21 protein-coding genes are annotated in these 24943 nt (G+C 42.7%); all 21 read left to right on the top strand.

What is annotated here, in order from left to right; translation table 11 throughout:
- On the top strand, positions 1 to 888 hold the full coding sequence (locus tag ACYVAA_RS11605) for a class I SAM-dependent methyltransferase (RefSeq protein WP_460541774.1): 888 nt from the start codon (positions 1 to 3) through the stop codon (positions 886 to 888).
- Entirely contained in the window at positions 885 to 2606 is a 1722-nt protein-coding gene (locus ACYVAA_RS11600) for an Ig-like domain-containing domain (RefSeq protein WP_460541772.1), read from the top strand. The genes ACYVAA_RS11605 and ACYVAA_RS11600 overlap by 4 nt, the downstream gene beginning before the upstream one ends.
- Before the next feature lie 615 nt (positions 2607 to 3221).
- The gene (locus tag ACYVAA_RS11595; RefSeq protein WP_460541770.1) at positions 3222 to 3974 is read left to right on the top strand and encodes a hypothetical protein; all 753 of its coding nucleotides are present in this window, start codon (positions 3222 to 3224) and stop codon (positions 3972 to 3974) included.
- A gap of 84 nt (positions 3975 to 4058) precedes the next feature.
- Positions 4059 to 4871 carry an alpha/beta hydrolase gene (locus tag ACYVAA_RS11590; protein ID WP_460541768.1) on the top strand — a complete coding sequence of 271 codons (813 nt, stop codon included), beginning with the start codon at positions 4059 to 4061 and terminating at the stop codon, positions 4869 to 4871.
- 408 nt (positions 4872 to 5279) lie between these two features.
- Positions 5280 to 6233: a hypothetical protein gene (locus tag ACYVAA_RS11585; protein ID WP_460541766.1), complete on the top strand. Its 954-nt coding sequence runs from the start codon at positions 5280 to 5282 to the stop codon at positions 6231 to 6233.
- 218 nt (positions 6234 to 6451) lie between these two features.
- Complete coding sequence (locus tag ACYVAA_RS11580; RefSeq protein ID WP_460541764.1) at positions 6452 to 6784, top strand: lysozyme inhibitor LprI family protein; 333 nt, start codon at positions 6452 to 6454, stop codon at positions 6782 to 6784.
- A gap of 213 nt (positions 6785 to 6997) precedes the next feature.
- A complete protein-coding gene (locus tag ACYVAA_RS11575) occupies positions 6998 to 7303 on the top strand; it encodes a GIY-YIG nuclease family protein (protein ID WP_460541762.1) in 306 nt (101 codons plus the stop codon).
- A gap of 314 nt (positions 7304 to 7617) precedes the next feature.
- Positions 7618 to 8340: a sterol desaturase family protein gene (locus ACYVAA_RS11570; RefSeq protein ID WP_460541760.1), complete on the top strand. Its 723-nt coding sequence runs from the start codon at positions 7618 to 7620 to the stop codon at positions 8338 to 8340.
- A 3-nt stretch (positions 8341 to 8343) separates the two neighbouring features.
- A complete protein-coding gene (locus ACYVAA_RS11565) occupies positions 8344 to 10194 on the top strand; it encodes a 3-oxoacyl-[acyl-carrier-protein] synthase III C-terminal domain-containing protein (protein WP_460541758.1) in 1851 nt (616 codons plus the stop codon).
- A gap of 5 nt (positions 10195 to 10199) precedes the next feature.
- Entirely contained in the window at positions 10200 to 11099 is a 900-nt protein-coding gene (locus ACYVAA_RS11560; RefSeq protein ID WP_460541756.1) for a DUF6999 family protein, read from the top strand.
- A 10-nt stretch (positions 11100 to 11109) separates the two neighbouring features.
- Positions 11110 to 11499, top strand: coding sequence for a DUF1801 domain-containing protein (locus ACYVAA_RS11555; RefSeq protein WP_460541754.1), 390 nt, complete (start codon positions 11110 to 11112; stop codon positions 11497 to 11499).
- A 10-nt stretch (positions 11500 to 11509) separates the two neighbouring features.
- Positions 11510 to 12145, top strand: coding sequence for a SanA/YdcF family protein (locus ACYVAA_RS11550; RefSeq protein ID WP_460541752.1), 636 nt, complete (start codon positions 11510 to 11512; stop codon positions 12143 to 12145).
- An 855-nt stretch (positions 12146 to 13000) separates the two neighbouring features.
- Positions 13001 to 13465, top strand: coding sequence for a MarR family winged helix-turn-helix transcriptional regulator (locus ACYVAA_RS11545; protein ID WP_460541750.1), 465 nt, complete (start codon positions 13001 to 13003; stop codon positions 13463 to 13465).
- Positions 13466 to 13565: 100 nt separating this feature from the next.
- Complete coding sequence (locus ACYVAA_RS11540) at positions 13566 to 15971, top strand: 3-hydroxyacyl-CoA dehydrogenase/enoyl-CoA hydratase family protein (protein ID WP_460541748.1); 2406 nt, start codon at positions 13566 to 13568, stop codon at positions 15969 to 15971.
- 103 nt (positions 15972 to 16074) lie between these two features.
- The gene (locus tag ACYVAA_RS11535) at positions 16075 to 16434 is read left to right on the top strand and encodes a four helix bundle protein (RefSeq protein ID WP_460541797.1); all 360 of its coding nucleotides are present in this window, start codon (positions 16075 to 16077) and stop codon (positions 16432 to 16434) included.
- A gap of 58 nt (positions 16435 to 16492) precedes the next feature.
- The gene (locus tag ACYVAA_RS11530; RefSeq protein WP_460541746.1) at positions 16493 to 17668 is read left to right on the top strand and encodes a thiolase family protein; all 1176 of its coding nucleotides are present in this window, start codon (positions 16493 to 16495) and stop codon (positions 17666 to 17668) included.
- Positions 17669 to 17836: 168 nt separating this feature from the next.
- On the top strand, positions 17837 to 18196 hold the full coding sequence (locus ACYVAA_RS11525; protein WP_460541744.1) for a four helix bundle protein: 360 nt from the start codon (positions 17837 to 17839) through the stop codon (positions 18194 to 18196).
- 54 nt (positions 18197 to 18250) lie between these two features.
- Complete coding sequence (locus ACYVAA_RS11520; RefSeq protein WP_460541742.1) at positions 18251 to 20053, top strand: acyl-CoA dehydrogenase family protein; 1803 nt, start codon at positions 18251 to 18253, stop codon at positions 20051 to 20053.
- A gap of 275 nt (positions 20054 to 20328) precedes the next feature.
- On the top strand, positions 20329 to 21489 hold the full coding sequence (locus ACYVAA_RS11515; protein WP_460541740.1) for an iron-containing alcohol dehydrogenase: 1161 nt from the start codon (positions 20329 to 20331) through the stop codon (positions 21487 to 21489).
- Between the two features lie 245 nt (positions 21490 to 21734).
- The gene (locus ACYVAA_RS11510; RefSeq protein ID WP_460541738.1) at positions 21735 to 22421 is read left to right on the top strand and encodes a protein-L-isoaspartate(D-aspartate) O-methyltransferase; all 687 of its coding nucleotides are present in this window, start codon (positions 21735 to 21737) and stop codon (positions 22419 to 22421) included.
- Between the two features lie 88 nt (positions 22422 to 22509).
- Complete coding sequence (locus ACYVAA_RS11505) at positions 22510 to 24903, top strand: spermidine synthase family protein (protein ID WP_460541736.1); 2394 nt, start codon at positions 22510 to 22512, stop codon at positions 24901 to 24903.
- Positions 24904 to 24943: the final 40 nt, after the last annotated feature.

The raw sequence follows: 24943 nt of genomic DNA, 5'->3' as shown, positions 1-24943 counted from the left end.
ATGTACGAAAGATTAACCAAATGTCCACTTTGCCAGAGTGGACTTTTTCTTAATCATCTGATCGTAAAAGATCACAGTGTTTCGCAAGAATACTTTACCATTTGCAAATGCAGCAATTGCCATTTTTTATTTACCAACCCTAGGCCCGATCAGGAACACATAGGGAATTATTATAAATCTGAAGATTATATTTCCCACACGGACAAATCCACCAACCTGGTCAACTTTATTTACAAACAAGTCAGAAAGGTCACTTTACAGCAAAAAGTCAATTGGATCAACCAATATACCAGCCAAAAAGGGCGCCTATTGGACTTTGGCTGTGGCACTGGTCACTTTCTTGCTCATGCCCAGAAAAAAGGGTGGGAATGTATTGGTTACGAACCCAGTCAAGAGGCCGCATCAATTGGAAGGGATAAATTTAAGCTGCAATTATACAACACCACCGAAGAGCTTAATCAGGAAAACAAATTTGATGCAATCAGCCTATTCCATGTTCTAGAGCATGTTCATGACCTCCATGCCACCATGCAACTGTTGTTATCAAAACTAAAAAAGAGGGGTGCTTTATTCCTGGCAGTTCCCAATTATAATTCTTTCGATTCTCAGTATTTTAAAGAGAACTGGGCAGCATTGGATGTACCACGGCATCTGTACCATTTCACCCAAGAAACAATGCAGCAACTAGCAGAAACGTTTGATTTAAGAATAACTGCACAAGAACCGATGCCTTTTGATAGTTATTATGTCTCACTTTTATCCAACAGTATAATAAATCAAAAGAAAAATCTAATTAAAAGTATTTTAACTGGATATAAATCAAACAAAGCCGCTAAAAGCAATAACAATAACTATTCAAGTATACTGTTTATATTAAAGAAGAAATGACAAAAAAGGTAGAACATATCGTTTTAGCAATAGTAGCGCTGTTGTTTTGTTATTCCTGTGCAAAACAAAGCTCCCCCATGGGCGGGCCTAAGGATGAGGCTCCACCACAATTACTTTCTTCCAATCCAAAAGATCAAAGTCTAAATACCAAACCGCAAAACATTACACTTGAATTTGATGAATACATCAAAACGGACAATCCTACCAGAAATATTATCATTACGCCAAGTTTGGATAAGGATAAAATGGAAATCCTCGCCATCAAAAATGAAATAAGAATAAAGCTGAACCAAGAACTGGAAGACAGTACTACTTACGTATTCAATTTTCAAAAAAGTGTTCAGGACATCTCTGAAAACAATGCAGCAGAAAACCTGAAATTAGTTTTCTCTACGGGTAATATCATCGACAGTCTAAAATTCAGTGGAAAGGTCAGTTATATCTTTCCTCAAAAACGCCTGGATATGCAGGACGTCATTGTGGGACTGTATAGGGTAGAAGATGATACCATGGATGTCTTTACTGATCCTCCTTATTACCTTACCCAAACGGACTCTGCAGGCAACTTTGAAATAACCAATATTAAAGGAGGAGACTATAGGGCCTACGCCTGGCATGATGCCAACAATACCAGCAAAGCCGAATTTAAGAGCGAGCCCTACGGTTATATAAAAGATACTATCACTATACAGCAGGATGTCACCAATGCTCATATCAACCTATACAAAGGAGATCTATCGGACTTCAAGGTCAACCGCTCTTCACCCATTGGAAGCAACTATGATGTGGTTTTAAGCAAGATTCCTGCTCAACACAAAATCAACCATCCTGACATCAACCAAACCCTTTTCTATAGGATCAACGAAAAAAACATCAGGTTTTATCATACCGAAATACGCGATGACAGTACGGAAATAAACTTAACATTGAAGGATTCGGTAGGTTTTGAAATAGACACCACCTTGTACGCTTCCTTCATGAGCAGCGACAGAAAAGCAGAAAAATTGGAAGCTAAACTAGGGAAGGACAAAGAATTCCTTTCTAACATAGAAACTGAAATAACCTTTAATAAACCTGTATTGGATATCATCTATGATTCCTTGTATATACAATATGATTCAGCAGCCTTTATTCCCATATTACCTGAGCACCTCCACTTTAAAGACAGTATCGCTAGGACTGTGCTTAGACTAAGCGTCCCCATCAATGATACCTTATCAGCAAGCAACTATGCATTTTTGGCCGCAGATTCCACATTTAAGGATGTAGAGGGGGAGTATAACTTGAAGGAATTAAAAACCAACTTCAAACGCTTAAAAGCCGATGATCTAGCAGATGAAATTACCGGTAAAGTAATGACAGATGAACTTCCCATCATCGTACAACTATTATCAAAAGAAGGCGACATCATTAAAGAAACGTATTTAACAGACTCACCAAACTATAGTTTCAAAAAAATAAAGGCAGGGGAATACCAAATCAGGGCCATTGTTGATAGAAATATAAACCATCAATGGGACCCAGGAAACTATCAAAATAAAAAACAACCTGAGCCTGTATACTATTATTATGATGACGAAAACAAAACCAGCAACATCATGCTCAGAGGGAAATGGACCATTCAGAACATCAATATTCAAAAAAGACCTGAATCTGGCTTGAACAATGCCCCCTCAACTGTTGCTGAAACCAATGAATCAAGTACTGAAGGTATGTAGATAAGTCACTAAAAAGATGTGAATAACTGTCTATAACTTATGGAAAAATCAAGACTTATCCCGAGAGCCTATCCACTTTCGGGATAAGTTTTTTTAGCCTATGGATAACCACAATTTTGTGAACGTCTATCCACATTTATACACACAGCCATTAATAAACATTTTTACCAGCCATCACTTATACACATAAATTCATGATTTCATTGACTTCCTTAATTGTTAGGTATTTACAAGTTGATAAAGTGTGGATAGAGGGTGAATTAAGTATGGAAAAGGAATAGCTATAGTGTGGGTAAATAAACCTTAAAAACTTACCCACAAATCCACACCTTAATAACCTTAATAGTTTTTTATTTAAATAAAGAAATAATATATATATAAGGGGTGTGGATTAAACTTTCAAGCTAGTTCTTTCCATCAATTAAGCGTTGAACATTTAATTGGATAACTTAAAATTTAGGCTGGCAGAATCCGTTTAGAAGTAAGAATGATTGAAATCCGCTAGAAGATGTTTTTTTGAAAATAAAAATGGATAAATTTAAAATTGGAGAAATAGAGAGGACAGTCAATACCGTTATTTAGTCAGTACCTGATGTTTTCCAAAATGAAGTGACTATGAAAAAAAATTTAGTGCTGTTTACGTTTTTGATGCTGGTATTGCCGGTGGCCGTCTTTGCGCAGGAAAAAATCTACTTTACTGATTTTTATATTTCAGCCGGATTTAAAAACCAACCGTATACTGATCTGAATCACTATTTGGAAAATGCCGGGTACCAGACCTTCGAGAAACAATCAGCAACATTGGGAGGTGGATTTTCTTATGTAGCCATGTCCGGATTGGGTTTTTTTGCAGAGACGGATTTTAACCTGAACAAAAAACGCTTTAACAATGAATTCGTCAGTTATCGCTATTTACCCATCCACATCTCTGCCGGGTTTCAATACCATTGGAAGAACACCATCACCCAGGATCTCCGCTTTTATCCCAAGATAGGCCTGTATTATGGATCGACCTCTTTGGATCTTATCGCCTCGGATCTCAATACAGATTTTGACGAGAACCTTATGGGAGGAATGAATACCAGCTTTTTGTACCAGAGAAATTTCGGGCTAAACCTCAGCCTCAATGCGGATAAGCTTTTGGGAGCATTTCTTAAGCCCACGACCCATGTGGGGGTTTATTCCCGTATGGGGCTTCAGGTAGGCTATATGCTGAACATTTATTCCAGTGTGACCAAGCTGAGGAGAAACTTCAATCCCGATTTGAGAAAGGACCTGATCATCAGCAATGCTCCAAAATTCGATCCCAGTGCGTTTTACGTCAAGCTTAATTTTGCCATTGGTAAGTTTGAGAAAGAGAATGAATAGGCAGGGCTTTTTTAAGGAATTACTGGAGTAATTCGGATTTTTCTGAGACATAAACGAGAGAGAACCTTAACAACCAAAATTCCAATGAAGAAAATTACCTTGATTTTAAGCCTGCTAATAGGCTTACAGGTCATTTCCATGGCCAAGACCGATACCGTACAGGTTTACAGCCAAAAGATGGAAAAGACCGTGCCCAATTTGATTGTTACCCCAAGTGATTATCAACCGACACAGAGCTATCCTTCGGTCTATTTGCTGCATGGTGCGGGAGGGAATTACACTACATGGTCGGGTATTGCCGATTTACAGCATTTTGCGGACCTCTACGGCGTGATCATCGTCTGTCCTGATGCTGGAGTCACCAGTTGGTATTACGACAGCCCTATAGACCCTAAAATGCAGTATGAGACTTTTGTCACTTCTGAACTGCTCAGCTGGGTGGATGAGCACTATGCTACCAAAAAGGACAGAAGGTACCGTGCGATCACCGGGCTGAGCATGGGCGGCCATGGTGGACTTTACCTGGGTTTTAGGCACCAGGAGCTTTTTGGAATAGCTGGAAGCACCAGCGGAGGTGTAGACATCAGGCCCTTTCCCTTGAATTGGGATATAGCTAAAAGATTGGGCGCCTATACGGAAAATAAGGAAGTCTGGGAAGAAAATACCGTGATCAATATGGTGCATCTGCTGGACGGAAAAAGCTTGGATATTATCATTGACTGTGGTGTGCATGATTTTTTCTACGATGCTAATGTGCGCTTGCATGAAAAGTTGGAACAGCGCAATATACCCCATGATTTCATCGCCCGACCGGGTGTACACAATGCGGCCTATTGGAAAAATGCCATTGCCTACCAGCTGTTGTTTATGCATTTGAAGTTTGAGGGGAGGGGATAGTGATTGGCCCTTCGACTCTTTCGGCCCTTCGACCCCTTCGACAGGCTCAGGGACCGAGGGAGTGATGCTCAGCAGCCGTGCTTCGACAAGCTCAGTAACCGTGCTTCGACAGGCTCAGTAACCGCAGTTGTTTGGGCCATTGAGCTTGTCGAAATGTGTCTATCTGCAGACAAGGCAGGCCTGCCGAAATAAGCCTTTGCAAAACTAAGTGGCCCAACTCTGAATGGGCCTTACTAAAATGAACGTGGTTTTACCTCCCAATTTCAACACTCTTTTAGAAACATGGTAGCATAAAATACCTTAAACGGGGTATTTTATGGAATTAACCAATTGTTTAGCTTTAAATCATTTTATAAGAATTGAATTTTTAGGCTAAAAGAAATGAAGCATTAACTGAAAACCAGTAAGATGATCTCTGCTTTAAATTATCAGCGTCAAACCATCAAAATTATCTTTTTGATATTCGCATTTGTGCATTTTTCTATAGGATTGCTATACGGACAGATAAATATGTCTGACTCTTCTTCACAGATAGTTGGCTATTGGAATATAGGGGATAGCCAATCATATAACCTTTCATTAGAGAAGTTAAGTGTGGTAGAAGGGGATACCGTTTCTCATATTACCATTTTATATGAAGTGGATATAACCATAAAGGATTCAACTGAAAACAGTTATATAATTGAATGGTTTTACAAAAATTATAGGATTGACACTGATAATGAACTTTTAAACAAGTTATCAAGTATGACAGAAGATATCTCTGTCCTTATCAAAACGGACGAATTGGGTTCCGTTGAGGAAGTAATCAATTGGGAAGAGGTGAGGGATTATATGCTGAAAGGTGTGGAAGTAGTTCGCGAGGAATATAAAAACACACCCAACATTGATCAAGTACTCAATCAGACCATGGGAATTTTTAAAACTAAAGAGCTAATTCAAGCAAATGCCATCAAAGATGCTATCCAATTCTATGCTTTTCACGGCGTAAAATATGAATTGCATGAAGAAATAAATGGTGAATTGAAGTTTCTAAATAATTTTGGAGGTGAACCCCTCGATGTCGATGTAAGTATAGTTTTGGATGAACTCAACGGAGAGGAAGACAATTCTGTACTTAGAATGTATCAGGAGGTAAATTCTGAACAACTGACAGAAGCTACTTGGACTTATCTTTCTAAAGCGGGAGCTTTTGGAAAGCAAGATCAGAAAATATCCGATCTTCCTCCGATAACAAACGAGGTTTGGACTGCATCAAGAATTCATGGCAGCACAGGTTGGACTACCTATAGTGTAGAAACTAAGGAGGTGAGATCAGAAGGGGCACTGAACCTAGAAGAGCGGATCATTCAAATCAAGTAATTTTTTATCAATTGAAAGAGTCGCTTAAGGAAAATCTTTAACAACTAACGATTTTTAATTGTCCTATGAAAGCAATTAGTTTTTGGTTTAGGATGCAATTTACATTAGCTCTGCTAATATTATTCTTTTTCGCTACCTGTAAATCGCGAAATACAGATTTACGGCATATTGAAGAAAGGAAAACATTTGCTGAGAAGACAAATTACTATCGAGAAGTAATGGATAGCCTTGCAATAGTAAATCAAGATCAGTTGGATAAAGGGAAAGACATGATGCAAACAGAGATACACTATGCTGCTCAGATGGACAGCATGCTAAATGTTGTCTATCAGGATCTGATGCATCAAATTTCCTATGCTCAAAAAGATACTTTGCGATCGGCCCAAAGAAAATGGCTGGACAAGAGGGATCGATATTTTGATCAGGTCGTTAGGGAGCTTAAGGTAGATCTGGGAGGAATGATCGATGTAAATTCCAGGGATTTTAAGATGATGATTTACAGTAAACGCGCAGAGTTTATAAGAAAGAGAATTGGGGAGTTGATTGAATAGGCTGTTTGGCCCTTTGACCGCTTCTGCCCTTCGAGCCCTTCGACAGGCTCAGGGACCGCAGGTGTGATGCTTAGCAACCGTGCTTCGACAGGCTCAGCAACCGCAGTTGTTTGGGCCATTGAGCCTGCCGAAATGTGCCTATCTGCAGACAAGGAAGGTCTGCCGAAATAAGCCTTGTAAAAACGTTTAATTTTTAAATCTAAATTTTTATCCATGAAAGGTTATATGTACATATTGGAATGTAGTAATGGACTTTATTATACAGGAAGTACAATTGATTTGGACAATAGACTGATACAGCATCAAGCAGGTGAGGGGGCAAATTTTACCAGAAAGCATCTGCCCGTTAAACTCGTATACTATGAAGAGTTCGCAAACATAGATGAAGCATTTTATCGTGAGAAACAGGTTCAAGGGTGGAGTAGAAGAAAGAAAAAGGCTTTGATTGATGGTGATTATGATAAGTTGCCCGAATTATCAAAAAGTTACACCGAATCAAAAAATAAGGAGAAGAAATAGGCTTGTCCGGGTGTATTTTAGGGGTTAAGATTCGGCATTAGCTCGGAGCTTCGGTCCTTTGACCCCTTCGACAGGCTCAGGGACCGAGGGAGTGATGCTCAGCAACCGTGCTTCGAGGAGCTCAGCAACCACAGTTGTTTGGGCCATTGAGCCTGCCGAAATGAGCCTGCCGAAATGACCTGTCCATAGATAAGAAAGACCTGTGGAAATAAACGAGTCCTATTTAATATCCAATATATTTTTAAAATCAGAACGGCATTTTTAACCAGTTCCTCAGGAATATCCGTAGAAATAATTATTAATCCAGTCTATCTATGATACAGCAGCTAATAGAAAATATTCTTTATGAATATTCTTATTTGCAGTTATTTGTTTTATCATTTGGGTATTTTATGGTGCTTTATTTTGGTTTAGCCCCGTTATATCTGGCTGTGTGCAAATTTTTGGAGGGTAAAAAATTATTGAATTTGATTGATTCCCGACAAGTGAAACCAGGGCAAATAGCCTTTGAAAAATGGCATTCCCTAAAGTCTATTCTTGTCTTTGGATTTTCCATCATCCCTGTAGTTTATTTTATCCGTATGGGCTGGATTACACTTTTACCGGATACCTGGCTAAATGTATTGATAGGATTGGCGCTCTTGACGCTGTGGAATGAGGTCCACTTTTTTGTAGTACATCGAATCATGCATACTCGGTTTTTTATGAAAAGAATTCATTTTGTTCACCATAAATCCATCACCCCAACCGTTTATTCGGTTTATAGCTTTCATTGGATTGAAGCCTTTTTGCTGAGTACTGTTCCCATCACCATAGCGCCCTTGTTGCCTTTCTCTATCGTGGCGATCTTTACCTACCCGCTTGTCAGCATTTTGCTCAACTATGCCGGGCATTGTAACTATCGTTTTGGATCGGGTAGGGGTGAGGCCTGGTGGCTAATGGGAACTCACCATAACCAACACCATAGCAAAGGGAGTAAGAATTATGGTTTTGCACTGAATTTTCTGGACCGACTCTTTTCCAAGCCTAATCATTAGATCATGAATGAAGTGTATATCACAAGTGCCGGTATCTTTTTACCGAACAAGGCCATTTCCAATGAGGAAATGGAAGATTATCTGGGCAGAATAAACGGGAATGACAGTCGTGCCAAGGAACGTATCCTTAAGCAAAACGGCATTAAGCAGCGCTATTATGCCATCAATAAAAAACAGGAAACCACCCATTTCAACAGCCAATTGGCTGTGAATGCAGTGAAATGTGCTTTGGCTAAAGGCAATTTGCAAGCCAAGGAAATTGAGCTTTTGTGTACGGGGACTACCCAAGGGGATCTTCCTATTCCTGGTTTTGCCAGTATGGTCCATGCAGGATTGGATTTTCAGGAATGTGAGGTGGCGAGCTTTCAAAGTGTATGTGCCAGCGGGATGATGGCGCTGAAAGACGCCTTCGCCCAGATCAAAAGCAGCGAAAAACAAAACGCGGTATGTGTGGGCAGTGAATTGGCCAGTAGACTGTTCAAGGCCTCCAGGGCCGAAGCACAACAGCTTGGTTCCCTCCCTTTCGATGTGGAATTTTTACGCTGGATGCTTTCAGATGGAGCAGGTGCATTTGTCTTGCAAAATAAAAAGAATGAACGCGGAATTTCCCAGAGGATAGATTGGATCGATATTAAATCCCACGCCAATGAATACCCGGTTTGTATGTTTACAGGCAAGACGGACAATCAGAATGAGGAGGAAAAGACCTGGTTGGATTATCCCAGCTATGAGGAAGCTTCCAAAGCCGGGGCCATCAATCTGAGACAAGACACTAGGTTATTGGACAAGGTGGTAAAAGCAGGGGTGGCGCATTATTTTGATCTGATTGATCAAGGGAAAATTGAAAAGAAGAAGGTGGATTGGCTTTGCTGCCATTATTCTTCAGAGGTATTCAAAGCCCCGATCAAAGCACTTATGGAAAAAGGAGGAGGGGCCATTCCTGATGAAAAATGGTTTAGCAATCTAAGTACAAAGGGAAATACAGGGGCGGCCTCCATTTTCATCATGTTGGAGGAACTGATGTATTCAGGAAAATTAAGGCAAGGGCAGAAAATACTCTGTATGGTCCCTGAGAGCGGGAGATTTATCACTTCTTTTATGCAGCTTACGGTAGTAGGCAATAATGAGGGGAATCCAAAAAGCTATCCCATCCGTGAGATTGCATCTCCGGAATTGAATATTGATAAAAATGAAACCTCTGAATGGTTGGTTCGGCAGTTGGCTCAAATCTGGATAGATTTTGAAACCGCTTTGCTCAAAGTGCCTATCGTGGAAAAAATCCATAAGGGGCAGCTAAGTAGGGAGGATTATAAGCAGCTGTTGATAGATCTACGCCAGCAGGTAATAGATGGTTCCCAATGGATTTCCCGGGCCGCATCTAATATTGACATTGACCTGTTTGAGTTGAGATCTGCTTTTATTAAGCACACCGCTACAGAGCACAAGGACTACCAAATGCTGGAAAGGAACTATGTAGCCTTGGGCGAGCCGCTTGCGGCCATTCACTCAGGCGAAAAAAACATCGGAACGGTAGCTTTGACCTCATTTATGTTTCAGCAAGCCAGTAAGCCCAACCCCATTGATTTGCTTGGGGCCATGTTTATCATTGAGGGAATAGGAAAACGCTTGGCAGCTTATTGGGGAGAGATGATCAAAGACCAGCTGGACATCACGGATAATCAAGTGTCTTTTTTTACTTATCACGGGGTGGCGGATGAAAATCATTTTCATAACTTGGAAGAGGCGCTGAACCACCCAAAGATGAATTTGGAAATTGCCAAAAAGATCGTTAAAACGGCCAAAACAACGGCTAGGCTGTTTAAAATGCAATTGGAAGAACTGGGAAATTATTAAGTGATATGAAGGATAAAGAATGGGATATAGCAAGCCATGATGAAAGGGATCCGGATCCCTGGCTGGCCTTGTATTTGGATGATAGTATTCCTATCAACAATAAAGCGAAGAGGGCGCTGATGCGGGATAATTCTTCCAAGTCAGTGCGTTACCTATTGCCTTTCATCCAGCTTTGGTCGAAAGTAACCATGTTTTTTATCCATGTCTTTAAATTTTTCTTTCCAAAGGCATTCAACTCTTCGAAAATTCTGCACCGGATATTGGCTTGGGGATTGCGGAATTTTGTCAGTCCAGATGCCAATTTGCTAATATTTCGGCATTTTCATGTGGGTACGGAAATTCTCCAATTTATTGCCGGCAATATCCCTGGAGTGCAAATTGTCGGTAATCCTTTAAAACCCCGGGATTTTGAGGATATTAAGGATGACCTGTTTTTGAAGCATGATTTGAATTTGTACAACTTTGTCATTCACCTTAACCAACAGCTCAAGGAAAAGGCTGTTTCGATAGCCAGACCGGAAAAAATCAACCTGGACATGATCACAGTAGATCAGTTTGACCACATTGATTTTCCTAATAAATGGACGAACGTTTTGGATTTGAGATCGGCAATCGAACTCTTTACCCCTTTTTATCAATTGTTTTTGACTTCCAATGATTTTGTAAGGGCATCAAATTCCCTGCAGTTGGATGAGACCATTGCCATCTATACTTCCCAAATCTTAGGGACTCCAGGTCACCTGGGCTTGGTGAATAATAAACATCCCATGGTGCCTGTCAGCACTTATAGTGCAGCTTATCGGTTGGTTTTGCATGGCCTGGCAGCAGAGACATTGCATGAGATACTGGTTGGAATAAAGCTCAAAAAGAGTTCTGATGGGGTGATGACGCCAAGTTTTGGATAAGGGATTTGTTATGAACAAAGACATTGAAGATTATCATAAGCAGCAGTCCCTGGAGGACAAGGCCATTTGCGACCGCTTGTATCAGGAGATAGAGGCAAACCTTAGTGATGCCGAAAATAAAATTTGGCATGGGCATCCGGTCTGGTTTTTGGGGGGCAATCCTATTGTGGGCTATAGCAAACTGAAAGGATGCGTCCGGTTATTGTTCTGGAGCGGGCAGTCTTTCGAAGAGGAGGGATTGGAACCAGAAGGGAAATTCAAAGCAGCCGAAAAGCGATATACAGCTGCAGAGCAGATCAATAGCCTTGACCTCAAGCGTTGGCTGGAAAAATCAAGAAAGGTCCAATGGGATTATAAAAATATCGTTAAGAGAAAGGGAAGGTTGGAGCGATTACTGTAAAGGAAAAACTATGAGGAGAAAAAAATTAGTTATTGCCTTCGTGATTTTGATCCTGCCAATAGCCTTGGTTGTGTTCGCAAATTTTACAGTCGAAAAGCAAACTTCAAAACTGACCTATTCAGATGTTTCTAAAATCAAAAAGAATCGGGTAGGCCTTGTTTTGGGAACAGCAAAAGAGCTAAGCAGCGGAAGGATGAATTTATATTTTAAATATAGAATCGATGCCACGGTGGAACTTTATGAAAACGGAAAAATTGAATTTGTCCTGGTAAGCGGAGACAATGGTAATAAAGATTATGATGAGCCCACAGACATTAAGAATGAATTAGTAAAAAGAGGCATACCCGAAAACAAGATTTATTTGGATTATGCTGGATTCAGGACCTTGGATTCTATTGTCAGGGCCAAAGAGATTTTTGGGCTAGAGGATTTTACCATAATCTCCCAACAGTTTCATAATGAAAGGGCAATTTATCTGGCCAATCATCACAATATAAATGCTGTAGGTTTCAATGCCAAGAATGTTTCTCTGAAGCGTGGGATAAAAACCCAGGTCAGAGAATATTTTGCAAGGACCAAAGCGTTTATGGATATATTATTAGGAGTGGAGCCGAAGTTTTTGGGTGAGGAAATTGAGATAGGTTAGTAACTTTTGAGAGGAGAAATTTACCTCTTTGGAACCGAGGGCTGATCCCGATAAAATTGGTCTGGTGGCTCGAGCAAATAACTGAAATTCTATTCAAAGGCGGAATCAATTATAAAAAAGTCCCGAAGCACAGCTGATGGGAAAACAGAGGTTTCAGCAAGGCGGTTCAATATGGACATCAGCTTATTGTCTTATCTGGTAAACCAGCTCTTGTAGTTTTGGATGGTTGAAAATAGCCCTGGAAGGGCGAAATATCAATAACCCTGGGTGTCAACCCAGGGTTATAAGTGCCTATTATGGCCGCTTTAGCCGCCTTTCCTTTTAATAGTGAAAAGTCATTACCGCTAAAGCAGAAGCCTCTTTGAGTATCCATTACTTCAACATCCTGAATGACTTAAAATTAGTCTACCCTCTATATTTCATATAGATCCAAAATATCATCCACAGATGAAAAGGATGAACACGGATATAGTTGCTTAATTTGTTTTTTAAAACTACTCTTGTAACGAGGGCTGTGCCCGGTACGATTAAGATTTGCGCATAGACCGAATCAATTATAAAATAGTCCCGCAGCCAGCTGACGGGACAACAGCCCATTCGACCCCTTCGGCAAGCTCAGGGAGCATAGTTCAGGGACCGTGCTTCGACGCGCTCAGCAACCGTGCTTCGGCAGACTCAGCAACCGCAGTCGTATGGGCCATTGAGCCTGTCGAAATGAGCCTGTCCCCATGATAAAAACAAACCGGTTCAAACGTTGAACATTATAACCTTCAAACTTTTTAATACTATATAGTATGCATGCATACGAATTATTTCTTATATTACGTTAAGCTAGTAAGCATTCGACTTGAGCGTATGAAACCCGAAGAAACCGTAGATTTCCATATCAAAACTGCCTGGCATGCCATTTCCCGCATGTACAACCAAAAGGCAGCCGAAGAGGGATTGACGACCTCGATAGGTTTTGTTCTCATCAATATCAATTCCAAAGAAGGTACTCCGGCGACCAAGATTGCCCCTATGATGGGTCTGGAATCCAGGAGCCTCACCCGAATGCTGAAATCCATGGAAGAAAAAGGCTTGATCTGTAGAAAGCCTGATGCTTCCGACAAGCGATCGGTCCGCATTTTTTTGACCCCCGAGGGAAAGCGGAAAAAAGAAATATCCATCGAAACCATACAGGAATTCAACCATGCCATCCGTGAGGTGGTCAGCGAAAAAGAGCTAGAGGCTTTCTTCCGGGTATTTCAGAAAATCAACCAAGTGATAGAAAAGGAACAACAGAAATCCAACAGCCCGATAGCGGGGAAATCTTATTAACCATTATTTCTATGAAACCGAGCATGATACAGACCATTTCCGGAGGAGCAGGTTTAATTTGCGAGGTTCCATTTGACATCGAAAAATAAACTAAAATAAAATGAAACGAACCATCCGAAAAGTAGCCATTTTAGGTTCTGGAGTTATGGGATCCAGGATTGCCTGCCACTTTGCCAATATTGGTGTGCAGGTGCTTTTACTGGACATTTTGCCCAAAGAAACCAACGAAGCAGAAAACAAGAAAGGATTGACGCTGGAGGACAAGGCTGTCAGGAACAGGTTGGTCAATGAAGCCTTGGAGAAAAGCTTAAAAGCGAAGCCCTCACCAATTTACGACAAGGCATTTGCCGAGCGCATCCAAACCGGGAACTTTGAAGACGATCTGCCAAAGATCAAAGAGTATGACTGGGTGATCGAAGTGGTGGTGGAACGTTTGGATATCAAACAGTCCCTTTATGAAAAAGTGGAACTGCACCGCAAACCGGGCACGCTGATCACTTCCAATACCTCCGGGATTCCGATGCAGCTGCTTTGCCAGGGAAGGAGCGATGATTTCCAAACCCACTTCTGCGGTACCCACTTCTTTAACCCGCCCAGGTATTTGCGTCTCTTGGAGATCATCCCCGGACCAAAAACCAATCCAGACAACATCGATTTCTTAATGGAATACGGTGACCGCCATTTGGGTAAAGAAACGGTACTTTGTAAAGATACCCCGGCTTTTATCGCCAACAGGATAGGGGTTTATGCCATAATGTCCAGCATGCACATCATCGATAAAATGGGCTTAGGGGTGTCTGAAGTGGATAAACTTACAGGTACGGTTATCGGCAGGGCCAAGTCTGCGACTTTCAGAACCATGGATGTGGTGGGCTTGGATACTATGGTCAATGTGGCCAATAATTTACGAAAAGCCTTACCGCATGATGAGTCCAAAGAGCAATTCAGGCTGCCCAAATTTGTGGAGTTTCTTTACGAAAATAAATGGTTTGGGGATAAATCCGGACAGGGCTTTTTCCATATGATCCGCCATAAGGACGGAACCAAAGAATTGAAAGAATTAGATTTCAAGACCCTTGAATATAAACCCGCGGAAAAGCCCAAGTTCAAAGCACTGGAAGGATCAAAGGATATCCATGACCTTAAGAAGCGCATCAAATTTCTGGTGAATTTTGATGATCAGGCTGGAGAGTTTTATCGGGCCACCTTCTATGACCTTTTCCGATATTGCTCCAACCGTATTCCTGAAATCGCTGATGAACTTTACCGCATCGATCAAGCAGTTTGTGCCGGATTTGGCTGGGAATATGGCCCCTTCGAAAACTGGGACATCCTTGGGGTAAAGGATACTGTTGAAAAGATGGAAGCTGAAGGCCAGAAGCCAGCCACTTGGGTGTATGAGATGCTGGAGGCAGGCCATGACCGTTTTTACCGAGTGGAAAAGGGAACGCGCCAGTACTATGATATTCCTTCCAAGTCCTATAAAGATATCCCTGGACAGCAGGAGTTTATTCTTTTGGATACATTAAAAGCGGGAAATAAAAAGCTGTGGGGCAATGCAGGATCCACTATTTACGATATGGGCGATGACGTCATAGGGCTGGAATTCCATACCAAAATGAATTCCCTGGGTGCCGAAGTCATTGAGGGCATGAATACAGCGATTTCCATGGCAGAGAAAGATTTCAAAGGCTTGGTCATTGGGAATGAGGGAGGCAATTTCTCCGCAGGCGCCAATCTTTCCATGATCTTTATGTACGCAGGAGACCAGGACTTTGATGAAATCAACCTGATGATCGCCCAATTCCAGAAGACGATGATGCGCGTGCGCTACAGTTCCGTGCCGGTGGTCGTCGCTCCACACAATATGGCCTTGGGAGGTGGCTGTGAAATGTCCCTTCATGCGGACGCCATACAGGCGCATGCCGAGTTGTATATGGGATTGGTTGAATTTGGCGTTGGGGTGATCCCTGCAGGTGGTGGCACCAAGGAAATGACCCTGCGTTTCTCCAATAGCCTTCGAGACGGTGATGTGGAATTGAACAGGTTACAGGAAATCTTCATGAATATCGCTACCGCAAAGGTCTCCACCTCTGCCGAAGAGGCAAGGGGCTTGGGCTATTTACAGGCAAAGGATGATATTACCATCAACCGCAAACGCCAACTGGCAGAAGCCAAGGCCAAAGTCCTTGAGCTTTATGATGAGGGCTACACACAGCCCGTCCATCAAACCAATATCAAAGTGTTGGGCAAAACTTCGCTGGCCTACTTTGAAGCGGGGATTACGGGCATGCAGTATGGAGCCTATATCTCTGATCACGATGCCAAGATCGCCAGAAAGCTGGCTTGGGTCATGAGTGGCGGGGACCTCTCCCAACCAACGGAAGTTTCAGAGCAGTATTTATTGGATTTGGAAAGGGAAGCCTTTCTCAGCCTTACGGGTGAGAAAAAGACCTTGGAAAGAATCCATAGCATTCTGTTTAAGGGTAAACCGTTGAGGAATTAGTATAGAGTATCAAGATGGCAGTATCGAGTATCAAGTACTTAGAACAAAGAGCCAAGAATAAAGAGAAAAGACAACACAATTTTTTAACCAAAACATAATGAACATGCACAATTTTAGAAATCTTAAAGTTTGGCAAAAATCTGTTGATTTTGCAGTCAAGGTATACTTCACAACAAAGGAATTTCCTAATGAGGAAAAGTATGGAATGGTTTCTCAAATGAGGAGAGCAAGTGTTTCTGTTCCTTCCAACATAGCAGAAGGCAGCGCAAAATCATCTCATAAAGTTTTTTGCAATTCATTGGAAACAAGTTTGGGTGAGAGTTACGAACTCGAAACTCAATTAGAAATAAGCAAGAGGGTAGGACTTATTTCTGAAGAGAAATCTTCTTCCCTTGAAAATGATCTTATAGAAATTCAAAGAATGATAAACGGATTGAAATCTTCAATAGAGTCCCAATCTTGATTCTTTGTTCTTTTCTCTTTGTTCTTAAATAAAACAAGAAACATAAAACGATAAAGTAATGGAAGCTTACATAGTAAACGGATATAGATCAGCAGTGGGAAAAGCCAAAAAGGGTGGATTCCGCTTTTACAGGCCGGATGATCTGGCCACGGATGTGATCAAGCATTTGCTGGCGGAGACGCCGGGACTGGAGCCCAGCAGGGTGGATGACCTGATCGTGGGCAACGCCGTACCGGAGGCGGAACAGGGCATGCAGATGGGCCGGATGATTTCCCTGATGGCTTTGGGCAAAGTGGTGCCGGGCTTTATCATCAACCGCTATTGCGGATCGGGCCTGGAAGCCATCGCATTGGCCACTGCCAAAATCAAGTCGGGCATGGCCGATTGCATCATTGCCGGAGGCACGGAATCCATGTCTCTTGTACCCATGATGGGCTACAAAACGGCCTTGAACTGGAAGGTGGCCTCCGAACACCCCGATTATTACCTGAGCATGGGACTGACGGCGGAGGAGCTGGCCAAGGATTATGATATTTCCCGTGAGGATTCCGATAAGTTTGCGGTTTCTTCCCATGAAAGGGCCATCAATGCGATCAAAGAAGGGAAGTTTAAGGATGAAATCGTTCCGGTGAAGGTGGAAGAAAATTATGTGGATGAAAGCGGCAAAAAGAAGAAAAGGAGCTTTATAGTGGATACCGATGAGGGTCCCAGGCCAGGTACCAATATGGAAGTGCTATCCACTCTCAAGCCGGCATTTAGGCAGGGTGGACAGGTTACCGCGGGCAACTCCTCCCAAACTTCTGATGGGGCAGCCTTTGCCTTGGTGATGTCCGAAAGAATGGTGAAGGAGCTGAATCTGGAACCAGTGGCTAGGCTGGTGAGCTATTCGGTGGCGGGCGTGGATCCACGGATTATGGGCATCGGACCAAAAGAAGCCGTGCCAAAGGCTTTAAAACAGGCTGGAATGAAACTCAATGATATCGACTTGGTGGAACTGAATGAAGCCTTTGCTGCACAGGCTTTGGCAGTGATCAGGTCGCTGGACATGGATCCTGAAATTGTGAATGTCAACGGAGGTGCCGTGGCACTGGGGCATCCCCTAGGATGTACCGGCGCCAAGCTGACCGTTCAGATCATCAATGAACTCCGCAGAAGAAACCAAAAGTACGGGATGGTCACTGCCTGCGTAGGAGGCGGCCAGGGCGTAGCCGGGGTGGTGGAGCTTTTGAAATAGTCTTGAGTCTAGAGTCGTGAGTATTGAGCTTTGATTTGTGTACCCAGAAGACCGGAGTGAAAAGGCGATACACAGGGCTTCGCTTATAGTTTATCCTGATCAGAGAGCCGAAAGGCTCAGCTTGACGGCTATAAAGCAAAACTAACTTTTAATATAAATTTTACACTTATGAACAATTACAAGGATTTTAAAGTGTGGCAAAGATCAATTTTTCTCGCCAAGGATATTTATGTAATGACTGCTGATTTTCCCAATGAGGAAAAATTTGGTCTTGTCTCCCAAATGAGGAGGTCTTCTGTTTCGGTAGCTTCCAACATTGCTGAGGGAGCTGGAAGGGGGACTGATAATGACTTTAAGAGATTTTTAGATATAGCTTATGGTTCACTTTGTGAATTAGACACGCAGTTATGTATATCTAAGTTGCTGGGGTTATTGGAAGAAAGCTCTTTTGTACCATTGGAAAAGGAAATTAATGAAATTCAGAAAATGAGTTATGGCCTGATTAAAAGTTTAAATAAAGATAAATAGAGGCTGAGACCATTCACTCAATACTCAATTCTCAATACTCAAGACTAATTACAAATGGAAACAACAAAGAAAAATACCATCAACGGGGGAGAGTTCCTGATCAGGGAAACGGAGGCTAGGGATATTTTTATCCCGGCTGAATTTTCAGAAGAGCAACGCATGATGGCCCAGGCCTGTCAGGATTTTATTGATACGGAGATCTTGCCAAAGATCGAAGAGATCGACAGTATGAAAAACCCTGATTTGGTGCCCAGTATTTTGAAAAAGGCGGGGGAACTGGGCTTGCTGGGTATTTCAGTGCCCGAAGAATACCAGGGCTTGGGCATGAGCTTCAACACCTCCATGCTGATCGCAGATATCATTGGTGCGGCAGGTTCTTTTTCTACCACCTATGGCGCACAAACGGGCATTGGCACCTTACCGATATTGTATTATGGTACAGAAGAGCAAAAGCAGCAATATCTGCCAAAACTGGCTACGGGAGAATGGGCTACTTGCTACTGTCTGACAGAGCCTGATGCCGGTTCTGATGCTAACAGTGGCAAAACCAAAGCCACCTTGACAGCAGATGGCAAACACTATTTGCTGAACGGGCAGAAGATGTGGATTTCCAATGGCGGTTTTGCGGATCTTTTTATTGTCTTTGCCAAGATTGAGGACGACAAGAACCTAACGGCCTTTATTGTGGAGAAGGACTTTGGAGGAATCACCATGAATGAAGAGGAAAAAAAGATGGGCATCAAAGGCTCCTCTACCCGACAGGTCTTTTTCAATGATTGTAAAGTGCCTGTGGAAAATATGCTTTCCGATCGGCAAAATGGGTTCAAAATTGCCGTGAACATCCTTAATATAGGAAGGGTAAAATTAGGGGCCGGGGTATTGGGAGGCTGCCGTCAGGTGATCAAAAATGCCCTGACTTATTCTTCCGAAAGAAAGCAGTTTGGCGTGTCCATCAATACCTTCGGAGCCATTAAGGCCAAACTGGCTGAGATGGCGATCAAAACTTATGTGAGCGAATCACTTTCTTATCGCTTAGGGCAGGACATAGAAGACCGCATTGATGCATTGATATCAGAGGGCATGAATGTGAATAAGGCCAAACTAAAAGGTGTGGAACAGTTTGCGATGGAATGTGCCATTTCCAAAATACATGGTTCCGAAGTGTTGGATTATGTGGTAGATCAGGGAGTGCAGATTTATGGTGGCATGGGCTACTCGGCGGATGCACCCATGGAGCGGGCCTACCGGGATGCCAGGATTTCCAGAATTTATGAGGGAACCAACGAAATCAACCGGATGCTGATGGTGGGCATGCTTTTGAAGCGGGCCATGAAGGGAGAAATCAACCTTTTTGATCCTGCCAAAGCAGTAGCAGAGGAGTTAACCTCGGTACCTTCTTTTGAAACCATCGACACCTCAGAGCTATTTGCAGCAGAAAAAGAAGTATTGAAAAAGCTCAAAAAGGTGTTTTTGATGGTAGGGGGCAAAGCGGCCATGTTTATGCAGACCAAGTTGGAGGAAGAGCAGGAAGTTATGATGAACCTGGCGGATATTATGATAGAGATCTATGCGGTGGAGTCGGCCCTACTTAGGACAGAGAAAAGGGCGAGCTTAAAGGGAGAGGAAGCCTGCAAGCAGCAGATTGCCATGGTGCAGGTTTATCTGGCAGAGGCTATAGACAAGATCCAGGCAGCAGGAAAGGAGGCCATTGCTTCCTTTACCACAGGGGATGAACAAAAAGTGATGTTAATGGGCTTGAAGCGCTTTACCAAAATGGATCCGGTCAACACCAAAGAGCTGAGAAGACAGATTGCAGATGATATGATCAGCAAAGGGAAGTATCCTTATTTTGAGTAAAAGAGTCTGGAGTAATTAGTATTGAGTACTTAGCTACTTCTAACTCTAACCCGCGTTTCAAACGCGGGTTGCTAAATATTAGCATTTTCCATGCGAATTTGGGAGGGTGTTAAAAACACTGGGATTTAATGATCCTCGTTGCAAATTAGGGAGTTCAAGGGACAGGGCGAAGGAAGAGGTAAGAGTAAAAATCAGTGAACTATTCGGCTTGTCATTTGTTCTATTTAAGCCATTGTGAAGAGGCGAAACCAAAATAAAATTGAATAGCGACCGATATGCAAAATTTTGAGTTTAAAAACCCTACAAAGATCATTTTTGGATCCGATCAATACGAAAAACTATCACAGGAGATTCCAAAAGGAGCCAAAGTACTGATGACTTATGGAGGAGGCAGCATCAAGAGAAACGGAATTTACGAGGCCGTAAAAGCTGCTTTGAAGGATTATGAAGTGATTGAGTTTGGAGGCATTCCTGCCAATCCGGAGTATCACGGTCTATTGGAAGCATTGGAAATCATCCAAAAGGAAGAGATCACTTTTATGCTTGCTGTGGGCGGAGGATCGGTGATCGATGCGACCAAGTTTCTTTCTTCCGCTGCGCTTTATGAAGGGGAAGAGCCTTGGGATATTTTGGCCAAAAAAATCAGAACAGAAAAGGGCTTGCCCTTTGGCACGGTGCTCACCATTCCAGCTACCGGATCGGAATCCAATTCCGGCTCGGTTATCTCCAACAAACAAACCCAGGAAAAATTAGGCATGGGAGGTCCAGGACTGTTTCCGCAGTTTTCCATATTGGATCCTGCCGTGGTCAAATCACTTCCCGAACGACAAATTGCCAATGGCATAGCGGATGCCTTTACCCACGTTTTGGAGCAGTACATGACTTATCCGGCGGGAGCCTATTTGCAGGACCGGTTTGCTGAAAGTATTTTGCAGACCCTGATCGAAGTAGCTCCAAGGGTGATGAAAGATCCAGGCGATTATGAAGCTGCAGCCAACTTTATGTGGTGCTGTACCATGGCCTTAAACGGTTTGATACAGAAAGGTGTGCCTACCGACTGGGCAATCCATGCCATGGGACATGAACTCACCGCCTTGTATGGGATCGACCATGCGAGGACCCTGGCCATCTTGGCCGGCAGCCATTACCGCTATAACTTTGATAAGAAAAAGGAAAAAATAGCCCAGTATGCGGAGCGAATTTGGGGAATTTCGAGTGGTTCTACGGAAGAAAAAGCCAAGGCAGCAATTCAAAAAACAGAAGAGTTTTTCCAATCATTAGGTATAGCGACCCAATTATCAGCCTATACAGATGCCTACGAAGGTACAGCAGATAAAATAGCCGATCGCTTTACTGAGAGGAGTTGGTTGGGTCTTGGAGAAAACAAGGATATAAGTCCAGAAGATGTTAAGAGGATCGTAGAGATGGCTTATTAGACTAAGAGTTGAAATCACAGAATTATGATGTTTACCCTGAATACTTAATAAAGTGTTCAGGGTATTTTTTTAAGTTACCTAATCTAAAAATTATTAAATTAACACAAGGGCTGCGGTAATTGATCCATTTTTATAATTAAGTTTTTAATGTTTTTCCTTAGACGTATCTCTCCATAATTTAAGGTAATAACTGGAACAATAAGGGCATTAATTTGGGTTTTGGTAAAACAGGAGCGAAACAGATAATGATGGTAAAGTGCTTGATTTTCATAGGGATATTGTTTGTCTTTCATCAAGCTGACCCTTATAAAGGAGAGCGTGACCAGATGGTCAAAGTGCAGATTGAACGCAGGGGAATCCAAGAGTCCAATGTGCTGAAAGCCATGCGCGAGGTAAAACGTCATTTGTTTGTGCCCGATGATTATCGAAAAAACGCCTACGATGACAGGCCTTTGCCTATCGGCTATGGGCAGACCATTTCGCAACCCTATATCGTGGCTTATATGACTGAGGTAATCAGTCCAGAACCCTATTTTAAGGTGCTGGAAATCGGTACGGGCTCAGGGTACCAAGCCGCTGTGCTGGCAGAAATTGTGGATGAGGTATATACCATTGAGATTGTAAAAGAGTTGGGAACTTCGGCTGCCAAGCGTTTGGAGTCGCTGGGATTTGATAATATAAAAGTCAAAGTGGGCGATGGCTATTATGGTTGGGAAGAACGTGCTCCCTTTGATGCCATTGTGGTGACCGCCGCAGCTGAGTTTGTGCCGCCCCCATTGATTGAGCAGCTTAAGGATGGTGGAAAAATGATTATTCCAGTTGGTTCCCCTTTTATGACGCAGATGCTTTCTTTGGTAGAAAAGAAAAACGGAAAGCCCAGAACAAAAACCCTTATGCCGGTGAGATTTGTGCCATTCACGAGGAGTAAATAAACCTTGTCTTACCACTTCCGTGCTTTGGGAAGCTTCTTTTGTTAATAGGAATTCACTCCAGTGCTTCGTAAAAACTGAAGAAAACAAAATGACAAAGCCCTACAATGTCAATTTGATCCTGATTTCCCTCGGACTTTTATCTGCGGCGATTATTGCTTTCCAGTTGGTATTGATGCAAATCCTTTCGATTACGCAGTGGCATCATTTCGCCTATATGGTCATCTCGGTGGCTTTGCTGGGATTTGGGGCTGCCGGAACCTTCTTGTCCCTGTTTCGCCAGTGGTTACTGCAGCGTTTTCAAATAGTAATCCCTGCACTTATGTTAATATCTGGTGGCTGTATGGCCACCGTCATAGGAATCTCTCAGGCTACTTTCCTTCGTTTTGACTCCTATTTGCTGTTTGCTGATTACAGCCATTTGGGCAAATTGATCATAACTTACCTGCTTTTTTTTCTACCTTTCTTTTTTGGAGCACTGAGCATAGGGATGGTCTTTACCCAGTATATCCATCGTATTGGCAAGGTTTATTTTGCCAATCTCTTTGGTTCTGGACTAGGAGGAATGATGATCCTTCTTTTAATCCCGCACTTTCGGCCGGAAACACTCCCTGCTTTGGTATCACTTTTAACACTTATTGCCGGTACCATGCTAATCAAGAAAAAGCAATATTCTCTAATGGCAACGAGTGCCGCCACTTTTCTTCTGATGATGGCATTCATTATACGGTCGATCCCCTTGCACCTTTCACAGTTCAAAAGCATCAGTCATACCTTACTGCTGCCCAAGGCTCAAATTGAGCAAGAGCAAAACAGCCCACAGGGATGGGTACAGGTAGTATCCTCGCCTGTGCTTCGTTTTGGTCCGGGTCTGAGTCTTTCCGCCTCCCAGGCCCCCAAAATCCAGCAGGTGGTTTTTGTCAATGGAGATTGGTTTGGTCCCTATGTGGATTTTGACAGTGAAGATTTTGCTAATGTTCTAGATCATACCACAATGGCGTTGCCATTTGTCATGCAGAAAAGGGAGAAAGTACTGATTTTGAATGCTGGAACAGGTTTTCAGGTCCCTCAGGCTATCCAAAACGGGGCAGGTGAAATCTGGCTGGCCGAACCCAATAAAGTGATGGTGAGTATGCTGGGTGAGCAATTGGGAGAAGGACGGGTGAATCCTGCAATAGTGCTTCATCAGTTCGATGGCAGAACCTATATTGCCAGCAGCACGAAGGACTACCAGCTGATCCAGCTTCCAATATCAGGAGCTTTTGGAGGTACAAATGGCCTGAACGCAACTATGGAACAATATCTTCTTACCGTGCAAGGGTTCAGCGAAATGTTTGACCGGCTTACGGCTGAGGGTGTTATCAGTATTACCTGTTGGATAGATTATCCCCTACGGAACCCACTAAAAATGTTGGCTACTGTCTGCCAGATGCTGGAAAATCAGGGAATTCAAGATATCTCCGCACATATTGCCGCAGTCAGAAGCTGGGGTACGGTGACTTATGCTGTTAAGAAAACGCCATTAACTCCAGAAGAGGCAGACAGTATCAGGTCATTCTGTAAAGAGATGCTATTTGATCCCTTGATATTGCCAGGCATCAGCATGGGTGAAAGGATGGAGTATAATCAACTACAGGACAGTTCTTTGCTTAATTATGTAGATCAGATTTTGGTAGGCAATAGGAGTGGCCTCTACAAGGAATATGATTTTAACATCCGTCCTCCAACTGACAATAAGCCTTACTTCTCCCAGTTTCTGCAGTGGAAGAGCTTAAACCATCTCTCTTCTCTATTCGGAGACCGTTCACTTCCCTTTTTGGAAGTCGGTTATCTTTTGATTGTAATCACTTTGGTACAGATTGCTTTGCTTGCCTTTGTGCTGATCCTTTTACCCTTGTTAAAATTAGGCCTTAAAGGTGGAGGTCAATTATGGATGCTCTTCTATTTCAGCGGGATTGGGCTGGGCTATATGTTTGTGGAGATGGTACTTATCCAGCGGCTTACGCTCTATTTTGGCCATCCTGTTTATGCGGCTTCTGCTTCTATTTCTGCAATCTTGATTTTCTCGGGCATCGGGAGCTATCTTTCCGGAAAATGGCATTTTGGGCAGCAAATACTGCAAAAGGCCCTGCTTATTATTATACTGTTGATAGCCGCTTATGCCGTGTTTTTGCCCTCAATTCTATCGATAACCATGTCACTATCTCTTTTTACGAAAGTCATTTTGGTAGGCGCCCTTGTTGCCCCCTTGGCTGTCTGTATGGGCTTACCTTTTCCCTTAGGACTCTCTCTGGTTTCCAAAAAGAACGAAAGCCTTATCCCCTGGGCCTGGGCGGTAAACGGCTGCCTGTCCGTAATCAGTACGGCCCTAGCTACCATAGTAGCCATTGAGCTGGGATTTGTCTGGGTGATGGTGGTGGCAGGACTTGGATATGCTGTGACATTAGGAGTGAGCTTCACTGCCAATATTGGCAGGAAGGATTAGTTATCGAAGCTGTCTGAAAAGTATCATCCGTATAAATTAG

This window comes from Echinicola sediminis (assembly GCF_054777495.1).
The sequence above is the reverse complement of the archived record's forward strand: the minus strand, read 5'-3'. Positions and strand labels throughout refer to the sequence as shown.